This window comes from Bacillus sp. IT-79MI2, from assembly GCF_949768135.1.
GTDB lineage: Bacteria > Bacillota > Bacilli > Bacillales > Bacillaceae_G > Bacillus_A > Bacillus_A pseudomycoides.
This window is the reverse complement of record NZ_CATKPV010000033.1, coordinates 12,223-30,606: the sequence shown is the minus strand read 5'-3', so window position 1 is coordinate 30,606 and position 18,384 is coordinate 12,223. Positions and strand designations below refer to the sequence as shown.

Sequence of the window (18,384 nt, the reverse complement as noted above, 5' to 3'; positions counted from 1 at the left end):
TAAACTAATTATCTGTCTTATGATTTTCATTTTAATGACCGCAATTTAATATTTGGTGCTTTATTTTTCACTACGATGTCATCATAAACAACTGGAACTTGAAACTCAAATTGCTTTGTTTCATGTCGCTGTAAGTAAAAAGGTGTTGGTACCTGATAACTCTTTAATTTTTGATTTGCATCTTGATATAAAACAAGTTGTAATGCTTGTGAATGATTGCGATAATTTTTTAAAGTGACGACGCAATTTTGTTCAAAATTATCTCCCTTTTTCTCCATCGTACATTGGCTATCCTCTTTTTTGTATTCAATTGCCTCTAGTCCTTTTTTCCCTGTGTAATGCCATGTTTTATCAAGAGTTTGAAGTATTTCATTTAAAGTAAACGGCATTATGATAATCAAGACACTCATACACACTACTTTTATGTTATTTAGCTTTTTTAACCAATTAGAATCCTTCTTTTCTAACCACTTTATAAGAAATAGAAAAGAAATTGCTTGTAATGCAAAAGAACAAATCCAGATATTCGAAATCTTATACCCCATATAAATATATGTATCTACTGGAATCCCGTATGCGTGAAATAATTTTTCTCCAATTAATTCATTATCATTTGGCATTTTTATTAATAGTAATACTCCGACACTGTAAAAAATGGCTACTAATCGATCATATTCAATCCGAATCATTCTTTCTCCCTTCTCCTTTGTTTTTTATTATCGATTTTAGCTAAAATTATCGGAATATACAATCTTTTTATAGGGAATAACATAAAAAAGTTCCTTATAAATATATAAAGAACTTTATTAATATACAATATGAAGTTTTCACATCGAAATTTCCTCAAAGTACGTTGGATCATGTATGGTAATTTTTTTACCTAGAACCGTAACAATACTATCATTTTTTAATTGTTTTAATACACCGCTAACAGTCTCTCGAGATGTTCCAGATATCTTTGAAATTTCAATTGTTGTAAGTGGACATGCGATTACAATTTCCTTACCATCTTGTTCTCCTAAATCATTCATTAAATAATTTAATGTCTGGATAACACGATCTTGTGCATTTGGGATTGTAATATTTTGCACCCGATTTTCGTTAATTTTTAATATAGAGGATAACTGCTGAACAACGTACATTAGCTGTGTCCGACTTGCTTTTACCATATCTTCAAAAATCACTGTAGGAATATAGTAAGCATCCACATCTGTCATTGCTTCCGCTGTATAATTATATGCATTGTCTGTAAACATACCACCATAAGGAAAAATAGAAAGTCGCTTTACATAGTCTTCATATAATAAATTCCCGTTTTGATTTACTCGCTCTAACTTTACAAAACCATCTAGCACAAAATAAATTCTTTCTCTTGAATCACCTTCTAAAAATAAAAACTGACCTTTCTTATAAGTTCGCCAATAAACAAACTCTGATAGGCTTTTTAATTTTGTATCTGTTACATGAGAAAATAATTCAAACTGCTTCAAGTCTTTAACTACGTTCCGTCTGTCCATAAAATTCCTTCTCTCTTGCTATATATCGGAGTGAAACATCGAGAAAGCGTATTCATTTTTATTTTATCACACTTAACCTACACAGCTTTTGCTTATCATGAATACTTTATGAACATTTTTCCTAAAAATTAACAAACAAAAAGAATGAAGTTACTAACCTCATTCTTTTTGAAATTACTAGTAATAGAAGAGCTATGTTTATACACAAACCCATACTTCCTGCTTAGAAATAATAGTACCTGCTTTTTCTTCTAATGCTTCATATACCTTCTCTAAAGAAGTAATAATTGTTTTTCGTTTTGAATCTGCATTTGCAAAACTAATAGCAGCTTCAATTTTTGGAAGCATGCTCCCTGCTGCAAATTGATTCTCCTGTATATACCCTTCTAATTCATTAACTGTAACAGCCTCTAATCTCTTTTGATTAGGTTGATTAAAATTCACATAAACATAATCAACTGCAGTTAAAATAACAAGCGTATCAGCATTTACTAATTCCGCTAACTTTTGAGCTGCGAAATCCTTATCAATGACAGCTTCAGTACCTTTTAAACCTTCCTCAGAGTCAATAACCGGGATTCCACCACCTCCAACAGCAATTACTATATTTCCATCTTCCACTAATGAATTGATTATTTTATGTTCATGAATACTCACAGGCTTTGGTGATGGCACAACGCGTCTCCATCCTCTTCCTGCATCCTCTTTAAATACAGCTTTTGTTTCTTCCATTAACTTTCTTGCTTCTTCTTCTGTATAGAAAGGACCAATTGGTTTTGTTGGATTTTGGAATGCCTCATCCTTTTCATCCACGACAACACGTGTTATAACCGTGGCTACTTCTTTTTTTATTTTACGCTTTTTCAAAGCCTTCTCAATTGCATTTTCCATCCAATATCCGATCATCCCTTGGCTCATTGCACCACAAGTATCTAACGGCATTGCCGGTGTTTTTTCCGTATCTGCTGCTTTTTGTTGCAATAAAATATTACCTACTTGCGGGCCATTTCCATGTGCAATAACAATATCAACGTTATTTTCCATAATTTTAACAAGTTGTTCTGCTGTTCTTTCTAATGCTTCTTGCTGCGCCTCGGCAGTGGCTTTTCCAGATTGTATAGCATTTCCCCCTAGTGCAACTACGATCTTTCTTCGTTTCATATTTCAACCCTCCAATTGATTTCATTTTCACAAAATTTTATAAAGTGATACTCCCTGTAATTAATCCGTAAATCGCAAAAAATGCTAAGGCACCAATAGCTACAGAAGATGCCAGTTCCACACGTGTAAATATTTGTTTTGGATTCGTTTGCTTTTGAACATTGTAAAAGATGAAAATACCTGGTGCATATAATGTCATTGTTAGTAATAAGTAGTCTAAACCAGCTGCATAAACTAACCAAATTCCATAGATACTTGCTACCAAACCAATGATTATATTTTTTGTTCGATCCTTGTCTTCAGATTGTAAACTGTGCTTAAATTGATAGAATGCTGAAAAAGCATACGGAATTAAAATTGCAGAGGAAGCGAGAGAAAATGCAAAATGATATGCTTGATCTGAAACAACAAATGTTAATAAGAAAACTTGAATTAAACCATTTGTTATCCATAATGAATTTACAGGAGCTTTGTTCTTATTTTCTTTCGCAAACCACTTTGGAAATACTCCGTCTTTAGCAGCTAAATATGGAATTTCAGATGCGAGTAGCGTCCATCCTAACCAAGCACCTAATACAGAAATGACTAAACCTAAGTTAATAAAAATAGCGCCCCATTTTCCAACAACGCTTTCAAATAAATACGCCATAGCTGGGCTTTTCAAATTAGCAACATCAGCTTGTTGCATAAGACCAAGAGATAATAATGTAAGCAGGATATAAATGATGAGTGTGCCGATTAATCCAATGACAGTTGCTTTCCCAATATCACTTCTATTTTTTGCACGACTTGATAGAACAACAGCTCCCTCTACACCAATAAATACCCAAAGAGTTACAAGCATTGTGCTCTTAACTTGACTACCTACCGCTCCCCAAGAAAAGGAACCAGCTTGTCCCCAAAATCCATCTAAGAAAATATCAATATGAAAGGCGAAAATTCCTACAACAATAAATACAAATACAGGTACTAACTTTGCAATTGTAGTTACTAAATTTACAAGTGCAGCTGATTGTACACCGCGTAAAATTAACATGTGAACACACCACAGTAATATGCTTGCTCCAATAATCGATGCTATATTTTGTCCACCTTCAAAAACTGGGAAGAAATAGCCTAATGAAGAAAATAGCAATGTACCGTAAGCTACATTCCCAAGCCAAGCAGATAGCCAATATCCCCACGCACTATTAAACCCCATAAAATTACCAAATCCTGCTTTTGCATAACTAAAAATACCACCATCTAAATCTGGTCTTTTTACAGTTAAATTTTGAAATGATAATCCAAGAGCAATCATTCCAATTCCCGTTATAACCCAACCGATAATAATAGCCCCGGCACCAGCACCTTTTGACATGTCACTTGCTAAGTTAAATGCGCCACCACCGATCATAGAGCCAACTACAAGGGCTGTTAAAGTAAGTAATCCTAATTTCTTTTCTTCACCCATTACACTCACCTCTCTTTAATTGCAATAAGAATAAAACAACAATAGTGAATGATAGTGTCTAAAGGAGGAGAAAGAAGGAGGATTAACCCCCTTCTTTATTCCATATTTCCTAAAGTAGCTGCCATAACTGCTTTAATTGTATGCATTCTATTTTCTGCTTGATCAAATACTTTTGAATGCTTACTACGGAAGACTTCGTCACTTACTTCCATTTCTTTTATTCCATATTTTTCATAAATCTCTTCCCCGTACAATGTTTCCACATCATGGAATGCAGGTAAACAATGTAAGAACATAACATTATCATTTCCAGTTCCTTTAATCATTTGCATATTTACTTGATATGGTTTCAGTAGTTCAATACGTTCAGCAAATTTATCTTCTTCTCCCATGGATACCCATACATCCGTATAAATTACATCTGCACCTGCAACAGCTTCTTCCACACTACTTGTTACCATTACACGGTCATTGTATTTTTTCGCTAAATCAATCACTTCTTGTGCTGGCCATAATGATTCTGGTGTACAAATACGGACTTCCATTCCAACAATTGCACCGCCGACTAATAAGCTATTTGCTACATTGTTCCGCCCGTCTCCAACATAAACGAGCTTAACGTCTTTTAAACGTCCCACATGCTCTCTTATTGTTAATAAATCTGCAAGTGTTTGTGTTGGATGCCACATATCTGTTAAACCATTCCATACTGGCACACCTGAATTTTCTGCTAAAGATTCTACTGTTGCATGAGCGAAGCCACGGAACTCAATTCCATCGAACATACGCCCTAGAACTTTTGCTGTATCTTCAACAGATTCTTTTTTTCCAAGCTGAATATCACCTTTACCTAAATATTCAGGGTTTGCACCTAAATCTGTACAAGCTACTGTAAATGCACACCGTGTACGAGTTGAAGTTTTTTCGAATAAGAGTGCTACATTTTTACCTTCTAAATAATGATGCGGGATACCATTTTTCTTTTTCTCTTTTAATTCTGCTGCTAAATCTAGAAAGTATAATAATTCTTCTTCCGTAAAATCTTTTTCAGCAAGAAAACTTCTTCCTTTTAAGTTTGGTTTAGTCATTAACATGATTCATCCCTACTTTCTCCGTTATTTATACTAAATATCTTTTCGAACAATCGGCATACTCATGCAACGTGGACCCCCACGACCGCGAGATAATTCCGAACTGAGTACTTCAATAACTTCTATACCATGCTCACGTAATAAAGCATTGGAGACATAGTTGCGATCATATGTAACAACTACTCCTGGCGCAATTGCCAATGTATTAGATCCATCGTTCCATTGTTCACGAGCAGAAGCGATTACATCTCCTCCTCCGCAAGGGATAAGTACTAATTCACTTAATCCTAATACTTCTTTTAAAGCTTCAGTTAAAGATGTACGATGGGTAATTTTAAGAGTTTCTTCATCCTTTCCTTTTTCTAATATATATATATTCATATTTCCTTTTGGTCCTTGAATAGCCGGGTGAATTGTAAATTTATCGTAATCGACCATTGTAAATACTGTATCTAAATGCATAAACGCTCGACATTTTGGAATTTCTATCGCCACTACTTTCTTAATTTTATTTTGACGACTAAATAAATTTTTAGCTAAACGCTCAATCGCTTTAGCTGAAGTACGAGCAGATACGCCAATTGCAATTGTTTCCTCATTTAAAATCAGTTCGTCGCCACCTTCAATCGGAAATTTATAATCACGATCTAACCAAACTGGCACATCATGACTTGCAAATCGTGGATGATGTTTAATGATATATTCCATAAACAATGATTCACGTCTCCGTGCCGGTTCTCTCATTTTGTTAATTGTTAAACCGTCACCTATACTAGCTGCTGGATCACGAGTAAAATATAAATTTGGCATTGGATCTAAATAAAATGGATAATGATCTTCCATTAATTCATACAGATGCGTTTTTTTACTCGTTTCAATTTCGTTTTTCCGCACGCCACCCATAATTTTTTGAATCAATTCTTCATTTGAAAAGGAAAGTAAATATTCTTTTAAAGTTTGATGTGCAACATTTACGTCAGTCTGTCCTTCTTTTAAAATACGATCAACAAATTCTTCACGAAGTTTTTTATCAACTAACGCCTCAGCTGCTAGTTTTTCTAAATAAAGAACTTCAACACCCCGATTGCGTAATGTTTGTGCAAAATAATCATGTTCTTTTTGAATAATTGGTAAATATGGGATATCGTCAAATAATAATTGTTGCAAATAATCTGGCGTTAAATTTTCCACTTCTTTACCAGGACGTTTTAATAAAACCGTTTGTAATTCCCCAATTTCTGAAGTAACATGTATCGGATGTTTCATTTGTTGTACCTCCTTTTAAATTTGTTTGATGTCTACAAGTACATAATAAACGGTACGTGCTTCCTCCTTTGTGAAAACGCTAACATTATTAAGTGGAATATTTCACAAGTTATTTTTTAAAATAATATATATTTGTATTTTTATAAGTTTTTTTATCCCATATTTCACAAAACAGCTATATATTACGTATATATAATGAATAACCCTTTATTAATTCATATTAAAATTTCAAAAAAAAAATCCTATTTCTAATAAAAATTAGAAATAGGATCTTCACTTACATAATCAATTTCAATCTTTCTTCTAGAACCTTCCTATCCGATTGTGATCGAGAAATCACAAGGCACGTATCATTTCCACATATACATCCTACTTTTTCTTTCCAATCTAAAGAATCCAATAATACACCAATAACATGGGCATTTCCCGGTAATGTTTTAATGATTGTTAATTGCTCTACACAATCAATTTTCACAACAACTTCTTTTAGTTTTTTCTTTAATTTCATATCCGTTTGTAAACTGTCTTCTGAAAAAACCTTATATATTGTTAATCCACTTGCAGAGGCTACCTTTATTAAATTTAATTCACGAATATCTCGTGAAATCGTTGCTTGTGTAACTACTACACCATGTTCTTCTAACAATTCTACTAATTTCTCTTGTGTATCTATTTCACACTCTCTTATCAATTGTTTAATTAGCCGTTGTCTTTTCTCCTTTTTCATAAAAGACATCCTTTCGAATATTATAACTTTATTATATCTTGCTATAATTTCCATTCGAAAGAGATAAAGGTAAATGTTGCGGAAACGTTCATAGTTTTTAATTATCCCTCTTATATGATTTCATCCTGGACTATGTCCTGCACGTGCTTGAGAAAGGGGACTTCTGTTGGAGTACTGCTAAAAATTTCTATAGTATCTAGTATGGCAACACTAAATACATACTGCCGAATACACATCCATACGTTTCCATTTTTACTTAAATCCTCTAAAAAATATACTAACATTTTAATCACCCTATTCATTCTTCATATACATACAATTTATGATTCAAACACTCTCAAACAAGCTTTCTCATACAATAATAAGAACCAATCTCATATGGAAAGGAACAATATAATGAAAAAAACAAAATTAACAGGGCGCATTGTAACTCCAGAAGATCCTGAATATAATGTAGCTCGCATAAACTTAAATTTAAGTCTTCCAAAGCTCCCCTGCATAATTGTCTTCTGTCAAAACAGTATATGACCCTTGTAATGTTTTTCGATTCCCACAAAGCATCCCTCCCTTCCATAAATAAAATATAAATTTCTCTCACTTTTTTATTTTTTTCAAAGCCTCTTTTTATCACCTTACTAACCGTAATCATCTTCCTAATTTCACGTCCCCTAGACAATGTTTTTCGCAAAAAATAAAGGGTTTTGGCACTTTATGACTAATAACAAAAATAAGGGGAAACATTTGTAAAATACAAGTTTGACTGGGGGATTGGTATGATTCAAGTTCAAAATCTAGTAAAGTCATTTGGTTCATTAGACGTTTTAAAAGGGATCAATTTAGAAGTAAAAGAAAAAGAAGTTGTTGTTTTAATTGGCGCGAGCGGTTCAGGAAAAAGCACTTTACTTCGTTGTCTCAACTTTTTAGAAATGTACGATGAAGGAGAAATTCACTTACAAGGGAAACGAATTAATCCTAAAAGTACAAACTTAAACAAAGTCCGCGAAAATGTTGGAATGGTATTTCAACATTTTAACCTCTTTCCACATATGACCTCATTAGAAAACATCATAGAAGCACCTATTCATGTAAAAAAAATGGACAAAACAAAAGCGAAAGAAATTGGAACCGACCTATTACAAAAGGTTGGATTACAAGACAAAGCAAACGTGACACCTCACCTTTTATCTGGTGGACAAAAACAACGTGTTGCGATCGCACGCGCACTTGCAATGAATCCTAAAATCATGCTATTTGATGAACCTACATCTGCTCTTGATCCTGAACTTGTTGGAGAAGTACTCCAAGTTATGAAAGAGCTTGCTGGTGAAGGAATGACAATGGTAATCGTCACCCATGAAATGAACTTTGCACGAGATGTAGCAGATCGCGTCATTTTTATGGATGATGGACAAATTGTAGAGGATGCACCACCAGAACAATTTTTTTCAGCACCGTCAAATGAGAGAGCAAAACAGTTTTTACGAAACATTTTATAGAGAGGGATTTTACTCTTCATGCATGTTTAAACACTTAAAACTCATACGGGTAGCATAACCGCCTCATCTATAGAAACTTTCTATAGCATATAAAAAAACGTGGCTATACTGCCCATATGTGTAGGATAAATCATAGGAGGGGTTTTATGAGAAAGAAAATACTTACTGTTTTTGCAGCAATTACACTATGTATATCCTTCGTCCTTGGAGCCTGTAGTAAGGAAACTTCAACAAATGAAGGGAAAGAGTTTCGCTACGCAATGAGCGGCTTATATAAACCTTTTAATTTCAAAGAAAATGACGGAAAACTAGTTGGTTTTGATGTCGAAATTGGTGAGGCACTCGCAAAAAAAATGGGAATGAAGCCTGTTCCAGTTACAAATCCTTGGGAAACATTGATTCAAGGTCTAAAAGCAAAAAAATATGACGTCATATTAGGAAGTATGGCAATTACAGAAGACCGCCTAAAAGCCGTTAATTTTACGAATCCATACTATCGCTCTGGTGCACAAATTTTCGTAGCTAAAAAGAACAATTCCATTTCTTCAGTAGAAGACTTAAAAGGAAAAAAAATCGGTGTTGTAAAAGCTAGTACATTTAAAACACTTGTGGAAAAACATACAGATCAAATCACAGAATACGACAGTGACATTACAGCTCTTATGGATTTAGAACCAGGCCGAGTAGATGCTGTTATTACGGATCAAATGGTTGGTCTTCGCATGATAAAAGAAGGGAAATCAAATATAAAAGAAGCTGGCAAACCATTAAATCTTGAGGAAATGGGAATTGCAATTCGCAAAGATGATAAAGAAATGGTGAAGAAAGTAAACAAAGCATTGGAGGAAATTATTAAAGATGGCACATATGAAAAAATCAGTAAAAAATGGTTTGGAAAAAATATTCTTGGAGAAGAGGAAAAGACAAAATAAAATGATTTACCCTTCTAAAAAACAAATCATTTTTAATCCATAAGCGATGCCCCACCTCAGCCGTGGGGTATTTGCATCTATTTCCTAAAATAAATTCTATATTGAGGTGAAATTAATGTTTGAAATTTTCATATCTACGTACCCTACACTTCTAAAGGCTGTTGGCATAACATTACAATTAACATTAACTTCCTTACTACTCGGTTCATTAATCGGACTACTATTTGCCTTCTTTCGTATTTCTAATAATAAAGTATTAAATAGTATTGCACATGTTTACATTGCTATTATCCGTGGTACACCTTTAATCGTACAAATTGCCATTCTTTACTTCGGGATTACATCTATCATTGTCTTCACACCTTTTTGGGCGGGGGCAATCGCTTTAGCTATTCATAACGGAGCATATATTACAGAAATTTTCCGCGGATCTATTCAATCCGTCGATCGTGGACAATTAGAGGCTGCCCGTTCCCTTGGGATGTCTTATCCACTGGCTATGCGACGCATTATCTTACCACAAGCATTTCGTCTCTCTATTCCGCCCCTAGGAAACCAATTTATTATCGGGTTAAAGGATTCTTCACTTGTTGCCTATGTAGGTATGCCAGAATTATGGGGCTCTGGTCTTTCTATAGCGGCTGGGAATTTCCAACAATTAGAAACATATATTGTTGTTGGTATATATTATCTTGCACTCGTCCTTTTATTTACCTATCTCGTAAACCTCTTAGAAAAAAGACTTCAGCGTAAACAGAGTAATTCTTTACAAGTAAATAAAGAGAAAGAAAAAGCAGTCTCTTTATAGGAAGAATTGTAGCAACCCTTTCATCTATTAGATTGAAAAAGGGATCAATGAAAAGTTACTATTACATGCAAAAAAACAATCAAAATACAAAATAAAAAAAGCAAGCTACTTTTTAGGTAGCTTGCTTTTTATAGTTAAAGGGTTCTAAATAATCTATTCCAGAATCATGGATTCACTTTTTTGATAGTTTCCTGCTCTTTTATATGCTCCTCACGATATGCAATATTATTAGGGTCTAACCCATTCCCTAAAGAACCATAGAAATGTTCCCTATGAGGATCAACTAATTCACTGCCTTGATAATATACGCGAGGTGTGTTCCAAAGTGCTGCCATTGCTTTCGTCATCGGCATTTCATGATAACGCTCCGGCCACATTTCTTTAATTTTTTCTTTTACTAATGGGTAATACTTAGAACTCATAGCAGGGAACAAATGATGTTCCGTATGATATGAGAAGTTAAAATGCAAAACATCAACCCAGCGCGGCACTGTTACAGATAAACAGTTAGCTAATGGATCATTTACAGGAACAATTGGATTTAAGCGGTGATTGGTTGCAATATAGCCCATTACAATAAAGTTTGCAATTAATAATGGAATCACATAAGCAAACAACCACTTCGTAGGCCCCATAATAAATAGCAAACTAATCCAAACCGTCCATGGCAAAAGAAGTTGAAGCCATACAGACTTCTGATTCGATGACTTAAATTCTTTTATAAAATGAAAGAACATACGAGTTGAATGTATTGTAAATTGAATTGTTAGTGACAGAAAACTGAAGAAAGAACGTACATGCAAGGGCATACGATACACCCATCTTAAAAATTTACTCTTCTTCATCTTTTCAAGTGTTGGCCACGCATCAGGGTCATGTTCTTCATGCTGTGTATGAACATGGTGCGTCGCATTGTGCCATTTTCTCCACAATTTCGGTCCTGTAGATAATGGCATAAATGCAATTGCCCCTAAAAAATCACGAAGCCATGCTTTCCTTACAACTGTTCCGTGCAAAATTTCATGTCCTAAAAACCCAAGTGAAGCAAAACATAATCCTAGAACAATTGCAATTCCAAGATTTGCCCACACATTCAAATCGAATAAACCAATCGCTATTAACCCAGCTACCGCCACAAGTAAATAAGCCAGTCCACCAAACAAACGAGTTGGAACTGGTTTAAATGCTTTTTTTGGCAAATGCGGCGATACACGTGCTGCATACCATCCAAACGTATGAAGCTCCTTCATCCTTTTGCCCCTTTCTTATGCCGCGCTTACGCAACTTGCATAAATCAATTCTTGTTTCCAGATTGATAATACTAGTTAATTACAAAAAGCATTTATAATAAGTAAATCATACTCACTCTATCGTCACTCATTTTCGCTTTTATTATCAATGAAAAACATTTCTCTTTTTACTCTTTATCAACCTTTCCACATGATGAATCATATCAATAGACTTTCTACATTGTCAATAGCTTTTATGACCTAGTAATAAAATGTGGTTATATTTTCATAATAATATTTTATTTCACCAAAGGAAAAGCATAGGTTTTATAAGCTTTTATCCATTATATATATATAAATACTTTCACATATAAGAAAGTCTGCTTCACTCAAGAACAGCTTATATATGAACATCAATAATTCTTTATAGAATCGACTGTCATTTAAAATAACCTTATAAAGGAATACTCATTTTTATTATATTAGAATAATATTTATGTTTTGTAAATATTTAAAACTTATTCTTAATTTCTTCTGTTCACTGTACATTATCTCCTTCTCCTAGATTGAAAATAATCTACATGAATTTTATATAAATTGGAAAAAATAAGTAGTAAATTATTTTAAAACAGGAGGGACATACGATGACAAACAATTCATTTCCCCAATTTCCAGAACCGTACTGGCGTGACTCTACTTCATTCCCTATTTTCCCCAAGCTATCAGAAAATATAAAAGCAGAAGTTGCAATTATCGGTGCTGGAATTACAGGCATCACAACTGCTTATTTACTTGCAAAAGAGGGCATGAAAGTTGTTTTAATCGATTCCGGAAATATTTTAAATGGAACGACAGGCCATACGACCGCAAAAATTACTGCGCAACACGACCTTATTTATGATGAGCTCATTGATCATTTTGGAGCTGATCAAGCACGCCTATACTATGAGGCAAACGAAAAAGCATTGCGATTTATAAAAGAAACAGTCCGAACAAATAACATTGATTGTGACTTTACTGAAGAAGACGCCTACTTATATACAACTTGCAATGACGGATTACGGAAATTAACAAAAGAATATGAAGCTTATAAAAAGCTAAATATTCCTTGTGACTATGTAGAGTCCATTCCACTTCCTATCTCAGTTCAGGGAGCACTTGTTATGAAAAAACAAGCACAGTTCCACCCTCTTCATTATTTAAAAAATCTTATTGAACAGTTCATTGAAGCAGGTGGAACAATCTATGAGCAAACCACTGCAATCGATATCGAGAAAGGATTCTATCCGCAAGTCATTACAAAAGATGGCCATCGTATTACATGTGGATATGTCGTCTCCTGTTCTCATTTTCCTTTCTATGATGCAAATAGCTTTTTCTTCACAAGAATGTATGCAGAACGTTCCTACGTTCTAGCTATAAAAGCAAAAAAAGATTATCCCGGAGGCATGTATTTAAGCATAGACACTCCTACACGCTCCTTACGTTACACAACAGTAAATGGAGAAAAAATTATTCTTGTTGGGGGTGAAAGTCATAAAACAGGACAAGGAATCAATACAATGCTTCATTATGAAGCATTGTACTCTTTCGCAGAAGAAACATTTGAAATAGATGCAATCCCTTACAGATGGTCAACACAAGACTTAATTACCCTAGATAAACTACCTTACATCGGCCATATTAATGAAAATAATCCAAATATATTCGTTGCAACAGGTTATCGAAAATGGGGGATGACAACAGGAACTGCTGCAGCCCAGCTACTAAAGGACTCTATTACAAAAATAGATAACCCGTATAAAGAACTCTTTGCCCCATCACGATTCCATGCAGATCCAGATATAAAAACATTTGTTTCTCAAAACCTTGATGTAGCAAAACATCTGATTGAAGGCAAGTTAGAATTTGCTCTGCGTAAACCAGAAGATCTTGAAAATGGTGAAGGTGCCGTTGTAAGAGTACATGGAAAACGTGCAGGCGCTTATAAAGACAACGAAGGAAAATTGCATATTGTTGATACGACCTGTACACACCTTGGCTGTGAAGTAGAATGGAATAGCGGTGATTGTACGTGGGATTGTCCTTGTCATGGATCACGCTTTTCAATTGAAGGGGATGTAATTGAGGGGCCGGCGGATGAACCTTTGAAACGGGTTGATGGAGAATAAAATCTGCTAACAGAAACAGAGCACCAAATTATCGGTGCTCTGTTTCCATTACTTCAAATAACATATCGCGAAATAAACCATTCAACTTCTCAACTTCAATGCCCTTCCCTTTTTCAATTCTTTTCACATATTCTTGATAATAGGCAATCTGCTCTTCCAAAAATTCATTTAATAATGTAATGTTCAGACCAATATCCAGCTCAATACCATCTTTTTTCTTTATTAGTAAATCATTAATCTCAGCTAAAATATTTTGTTTTAACACTAGTTCAGTAATTAACTTCTCAAACTCTACAGGCGGCAATGTCCCTTTCTCTTCTAACCATTTGCAAGCTAAAATAGGACGCAATACATAGAAGTACTTTTTCAACTTCACGCTCTCTCCTTGTAGAAATTCACGATAGTTTTTTGAAGCCATATGTAAGTAGTGATAAATCGTTGCTTTAGGATCAAAATCATTTCCGCTCATTTTCTGTAGACGCTCTGGAAGATCAGAGTTCTTAGAATAAAAGATTGGCGAACGAATCCATTCTAATAATGCAGGATTTGATTTTGCAAATAGCTGCAGAGCTTTTCTAATATCCCAACCACTTATGTCTAAAGCATCACTAATTGGATATTCAATAACATCACATTTTTCACTTATAGATAAATACCAATCTACTGGATGAATGTATACAAATCTAACATCATAATCACTATCTTTCGACGGGAATCCCCATGCACGACTTCCAGATTCCACCGCAAATAAAACCTTCACATTATTCGCTTTCTCAATTCTCCTTAATTCCAATTGAATTTTGTCTCTCATATGTATCATCCTCATTTTCTGATCATTTACCTGGAAATTCGACAAATATAATCTACTTATTATTGGCGTGTTATTCTACTTTCAACATCAATATCTCAGTAACTCTATAGTATGTAACATAACTAAATTTAAAAGGAAGCTGCTAGGCCTTCCCTGGCAGCTCTATAAACATTTCATTTTTGTTGCTCGCTAACAAGCTTTGCAATTCGCTCAAACTCACCCTGAATTTCATTTTTATACATATCTACTTTTGTAAAATCCATCGCAGCAATATAAATCCGTTCTAATTTATCTCGAACTGCTTTTGCCTTCGCTAAGAACGACATTGCTTCACTCATTTTTGTTTTATATTGAATGGAAACATCCCGAATTTCTGTTGCATATTTTTCATCCGTTCCTGGCGTAACAATGAGATCATACATATCAATAATCTCATCACCTTCTCGCTCTGGAAAATATTCATGTGGCGCGGTGCTGTCAAAGATCGCAAAACCTAATTCTCTTACAATAATCATATCTAGGCTATTTGGATCAAAGCCGCAATGATATACTTCAACTTCAAATCCTTTCTCTTCCGCTGCCCCTGCTAATTTTTTTAACATCGTTGATTTTCCTGAACCCGGGCGTCCTTTTATAAAATAACGATGCGGGATATCTTCTGTTAAATTTGGAACGAAATCAACCGCCCCTTTTGGTGTTGCTGCCCCTAAGAAACGGTGCTTTACCACCGCTTGTTTTCCTTTGTTATCTGCAAATAGCTTTTGTATAAGCTGCTTTGTTAATTCATTCGCTTTTTGAAAATCAATATTATCAATATAAATTCTCTCCCAATCATCATGTATAGCTAACGCCTCTTTAAAACAAGCATACGCTGATTGAAATGCACCACTTGCTTCAGAAATATAATGTATAATTTCACCTTTATGTTTTCGTAATTTCTCTGAATCCCATGCAACTCCTAAGTTCACGTATTCCTCTACAACTCCAGGTGTTTTTGGCTCAATGACATGTGGTGCTGTTCCATCTACAATTCCTACTTTTAATTTTGGAATAATAACACCATCGATGGATTTATTATCAGAAGAACAATGCAACAGTTCAATATCATATCCTTTTCCAACCCACTCACGCCCAATTGCTTTCATCAATGAGGATTTCCCTGTCCCTGGACCACCTTTCAAAATGAAAAGTCTTTCCAATCCCCTTACATTTTCCTCATATAAACTATAAAAACCTCTCGCGGTATTTCCTCCAGCATAATAATTTAAAATTTTCCCTGTCACTGCCCTCACTCCTTTATAGCAGTCTACTTACATAAGTTACAATATGCTTGAGGCTTTAATTGGGTGAATACCTAATTTCATTCTTGCAACAAAAAAGCAGAGATCATCATTGACCTCTGCTTCGATATTTTCGATTTAAATTAAGAAAAAACTGTTCAATCCGAGGACGAACCCATGCAAAATAATCTTTATCTTTCTTTTTCTTACAAATAATTTCTTTTCCATCAACCATTCCGACAAGCTCTAGTTCTAACAATTGCCTCGTAAATTCTAGAATATTCACTTCTTCTTTTGGATACTCTTCCTTTAGCTTTTCTTCAATTTCTCCCAATAAAAATCCGTCACGCATCATTGCAAGTGCATCAATCCAAAGTGGCGGCATTTCATATTTTTCTCCTGTAATTGTATCCTTTACAATATAATTCTTTTGATCTTTTCGAAATTGAATCGTGTGTAAACATACGGTCGAATTTAATGTTAGTTCCATCGTACCACCTCTGTCATAATATCAGCATAGAAAAAAGGATGCATGTGCACCCCTCTTTTTTAATTCACATAAAACCCAATTCAATATAAACATTCATACAAGTAAAAACTACAAACCGGTACATGAGTAATAAAACTACATGTCGATATTTTCCTCCATTATAAACTAAGTTTTTTATAAAAAAAAGCATTCTTGAAGCTTTTTATAAAATGTTTATATTTACATAACAAGAGCACTTTTCTGAAAAGTACTCTTGTCTTTAAATTCTATATAGTTGGCAATGTTACTTCTACTTTTGTCCCTGTGCCAATGTTACTTTTGAATTGAATCATCCCTTGATGCTCTTCAATAATTTTATGTGTAATGATTAAACCAAGACCTGTTCCATTCTCCTTTGTCGTGTAAACAACTTTTCCAAGTCTCTCTATTCTTTCGCTATCCATACCGCATCCCTGATCTTGAATACAAATAAACAATTTTTTTCTATTGTTTTATAGACAGTAATTTTCAAACTCCCACCATGCATCATCGATTCAATCCCATTTTTTACAAGGTTTAATAAGACTTGCTTTAATTGTTTTTCATCACCCTTTATATCAGGTAAAGCCTCATCTACTTGCATATGAATTTTCACAGCGTACTGCATTGCATAACTTTCCATCAAATGAACAACATATAACAGAACTTTTCGCATATCACATAATTGATACATTGTTGGTTTCGGTTTTCCAAGTAACATTAACTCACTAACAAATCCATCGATTCTCTCAATTTCCTGCAGCATAATATCATAACTAGCATTATCAGCTAGATTGCGCTCTTTTTGAATTTGAGTAAAGCCCTTTAAAGTCATTCCTATCTAACTTTTACGTCATGTGAAATTTCTAGTAATATTATCCTATATTAAATAGCTATACTATTTTTATTCTAACTCCCTTTCATACCACAACACTAAAAAAGAGAGTGAACAAACTCCCCCTGTTAACAATTACATAAAATGAAACCTTAATTAGTGGCGGCCTCATTCCACACTGATAGTTAGCCCTCACCAATCGGGCTTTTAGGGGATAAAAATAGGCTCGACCTTTTCTTTTACACCCATAAAAGAAAAAGCAAGCCTTCTTAACAAACTTACGGAAAATGAACCGATTTTACATGTTGAATATTTAAATATACTTTTTCATCACGCGCCTTGATCAATTCAATATGACCATCTTCAATTTTCGTCATCTTCCCAATTTTATTTGAATGTTCGCCTAAATCAAACACCATAATTTTTCCTGCCATTTTGATTAGTTGTTCTTCAAATGTTCTAGCTAGTGTAATATTTAATGGATTAACGGGAAGCTCATTTTTATTGAGGGAATACGGAATTTGATTTTCTTGGTAGGGGATTAACCATTTTAGATGTTTTAAAGAAATATATACTGTTTTGTACACAGGGCTATAGAATACTAAATAATCATTCATAACACTTGCAACATAACCATGAATAGGATAACCACCAGCTACATAAATCTCCGTAAAAATCCCTTTAGATGTGCTCAGTACTTTTCGAAGGGAAATTGACGGTGACTCTCTTTTAATAGCAGAATCTGTTTCTGGCTTTTGTATTTCGGTCACAAGACTCGCCATAAATTTATAATGTTGAATATGATATAAGGAAATATAGATGTAGTCTTTCCCATCATAAATAACAACAATATCATTGCCTACATCAATTAATAATCCTTTAAACCTTTTCTCGCCAATTAATTTAACATAGATATATTCTCCAATATTTTTGCTTAGTTCGTTCATCTGTATCCTCCTTTCTCCAAAGCGTAACTTCCTCTTTATCTCTCATTCACATGTAGCTAAAAAAGAATAATAGGGGGCTAAAACATGTATGCAAAGTGATACAATGCTCTCTTTCTATCTGTATGAATAGTAGAGGGGGACATTTAGACTAT

General features: G+C 34.2%; 17 protein-coding genes and 2 pseudogenes. 6 read left to right on the top strand and 13 right to left on the bottom strand.

Annotation, left to right across the window (positions count from 1 at the left end; all coding sequences use genetic code 11):
* Positions 1 to 26: 26 nt before the first annotated feature.
* The 7 genes from ACM6HU_RS02225 to argR all read right to left on the bottom strand — a co-directional run bounded on the left by ACM6HU_RS02225 (position 27) and on the right by argR (position 7,215).
* Positions 27 to 689, bottom strand: a complete 663-nt coding sequence (locus tag ACM6HU_RS02225) for a hypothetical protein (RefSeq protein ID WP_016112905.1) — start codon at positions 687 to 689, stop codon at positions 27 to 29.
* Positions 690 to 827: 138 nt separating this feature from the next.
* Positions 828 to 1,517, bottom strand: a complete 690-nt coding sequence (locus ACM6HU_RS02220; RefSeq protein ID WP_016112904.1) for a Crp/Fnr family transcriptional regulator — start codon at positions 1,515 to 1,517, stop codon at positions 828 to 830.
* A 198-nt stretch (positions 1,518 to 1,715) separates the two neighbouring features.
* Positions 1,716 to 2,678, bottom strand: a complete 963-nt coding sequence (arcC, locus tag ACM6HU_RS02215) for a carbamate kinase (RefSeq protein ID WP_016132335.1) — start codon at positions 2,676 to 2,678, stop codon at positions 1,716 to 1,718.
* A gap of 37 nt (positions 2,679 to 2,715) precedes the next feature.
* A complete protein-coding gene (gene arcD / locus ACM6HU_RS02210) occupies positions 2,716 to 4,131 on the bottom strand; it encodes an arginine-ornithine antiporter (RefSeq protein WP_016132334.1) in 1,416 nt (471 codons plus the stop codon).
* Positions 4,132 to 4,226: 95 nt separating this feature from the next.
* A complete protein-coding gene (gene argF, locus ACM6HU_RS02205) occupies positions 4,227 to 5,225 on the bottom strand; it encodes an ornithine carbamoyltransferase (protein WP_016112901.1) in 999 nt (332 codons plus the stop codon).
* A gap of 30 nt (positions 5,226 to 5,255) precedes the next feature.
* Positions 5,256 to 6,488 (bottom strand): arginine deiminase, encoded by a 1,233-nt coding sequence (gene arcA / locus ACM6HU_RS02200; RefSeq protein WP_016112900.1) that lies wholly within the window; start codon positions 6,486 to 6,488, stop codon positions 5,256 to 5,258.
* A 277-nt stretch (positions 6,489 to 6,765) separates the two neighbouring features.
* Positions 6,766 to 7,215: an arginine repressor gene (gene argR / locus ACM6HU_RS02195; RefSeq protein WP_016112899.1), complete on the bottom strand. Its 450-nt coding sequence runs from the start codon at positions 7,213 to 7,215 to the stop codon at positions 6,766 to 6,768.
* A gap of 396 nt (positions 7,216 to 7,611) precedes the next feature.
* Here argR and ACM6HU_RS02190 point away from each other — a divergent pair.
* The 5 genes and pseudogenes from ACM6HU_RS02190 to ACM6HU_RS02170 form a co-directional block, all read left to right on the top strand.
* Positions 7,612 to 7,734, top strand: a pseudogene (locus tag ACM6HU_RS02190) (hypothetical protein); the annotation flags it as partial.
* Positions 7,718 to 7,795, top strand: coding sequence for a BBE domain-containing protein (locus ACM6HU_RS02185; protein ID WP_077295055.1), 78 nt, complete (start codon positions 7,718 to 7,720; stop codon positions 7,793 to 7,795). The pseudogene ACM6HU_RS02190 and the gene ACM6HU_RS02185, both read left to right, overlap by 17 nt.
* A 193-nt stretch (positions 7,796 to 7,988) precedes the next feature.
* Positions 7,989 to 8,711 carry an amino acid ABC transporter ATP-binding protein gene (locus ACM6HU_RS02180; RefSeq protein ID WP_016112896.1) on the top strand — a complete coding sequence of 241 codons (723 nt, stop codon included), beginning with the start codon at positions 7,989 to 7,991 and terminating at the stop codon, positions 8,709 to 8,711.
* Between the two features lie 146 nt (positions 8,712 to 8,857).
* On the top strand, positions 8,858 to 9,643 hold the full coding sequence (locus tag ACM6HU_RS02175; protein ID WP_016132515.1) for an ABC transporter substrate-binding protein: 786 nt from the start codon (positions 8,858 to 8,860) through the stop codon (positions 9,641 to 9,643).
* 115 nt (positions 9,644 to 9,758) lie between these two features.
* Positions 9,759 to 10,451: an amino acid ABC transporter permease gene (locus ACM6HU_RS02170; protein ID WP_016112894.1), complete on the top strand. Its 693-nt coding sequence runs from the start codon at positions 9,759 to 9,761 to the stop codon at positions 10,449 to 10,451.
* 164 nt (positions 10,452 to 10,615) lie between these two features.
* Here the strand turns inward: ACM6HU_RS02170 and ACM6HU_RS02165 are convergent, their stop codons facing one another.
* Positions 10,616 to 11,701 (bottom strand): fatty acid desaturase family protein, encoded by a 1,086-nt coding sequence (locus ACM6HU_RS02165; protein ID WP_016112893.1) that lies wholly within the window; start codon positions 11,699 to 11,701, stop codon positions 10,616 to 10,618.
* A 623-nt stretch (positions 11,702 to 12,324) separates the two neighbouring features.
* Here ACM6HU_RS02165 and ACM6HU_RS02160 point away from each other — a divergent pair.
* The gene (locus ACM6HU_RS02160; RefSeq protein ID WP_077295022.1) at positions 12,325 to 13,851 is read left to right on the top strand and encodes an FAD-dependent oxidoreductase; all 1,527 of its coding nucleotides are present in this window, start codon (positions 12,325 to 12,327) and stop codon (positions 13,849 to 13,851) included.
* A gap of 28 nt (positions 13,852 to 13,879) precedes the next feature.
* Here the strand turns inward: ACM6HU_RS02160 and ACM6HU_RS02155 are convergent, their stop codons facing one another.
* The 5 genes and pseudogenes from ACM6HU_RS02155 to ACM6HU_RS02135 form a co-directional block, all read right to left on the bottom strand.
* Positions 13,880 to 14,662, bottom strand: a complete 783-nt coding sequence (locus ACM6HU_RS02155; RefSeq protein ID WP_016112891.1) for a nucleotidyltransferase domain-containing protein — start codon at positions 14,660 to 14,662, stop codon at positions 13,880 to 13,882.
* Positions 14,663 to 14,835: 173 nt separating this feature from the next.
* A complete protein-coding gene (locus ACM6HU_RS02150) occupies positions 14,836 to 15,945 on the bottom strand; it encodes a PRK06851 family protein (RefSeq protein WP_077295020.1) in 1,110 nt (369 codons plus the stop codon).
* A gap of 106 nt (positions 15,946 to 16,051) precedes the next feature.
* A complete protein-coding gene (locus ACM6HU_RS02145) occupies positions 16,052 to 16,432 on the bottom strand; it encodes a hypothetical protein (RefSeq protein ID WP_003194716.1) in 381 nt (126 codons plus the stop codon).
* A gap of 266 nt (positions 16,433 to 16,698) precedes the next feature.
* Positions 16,699 to 17,279 (bottom strand): annotated as a pseudogene (locus tag ACM6HU_RS02140) (ATP-binding protein); the annotation flags it as partial.
* Positions 17,280 to 17,563: 284 nt separating this feature from the next.
* The gene (locus ACM6HU_RS02135; protein ID WP_077295016.1) at positions 17,564 to 18,232 is read right to left on the bottom strand and encodes a DUF2642 domain-containing protein; all 669 of its coding nucleotides are present in this window, start codon (positions 18,230 to 18,232) and stop codon (positions 17,564 to 17,566) included.
* Between the last annotated feature and the right edge of the window lie 152 nt (positions 18,233 to 18,384).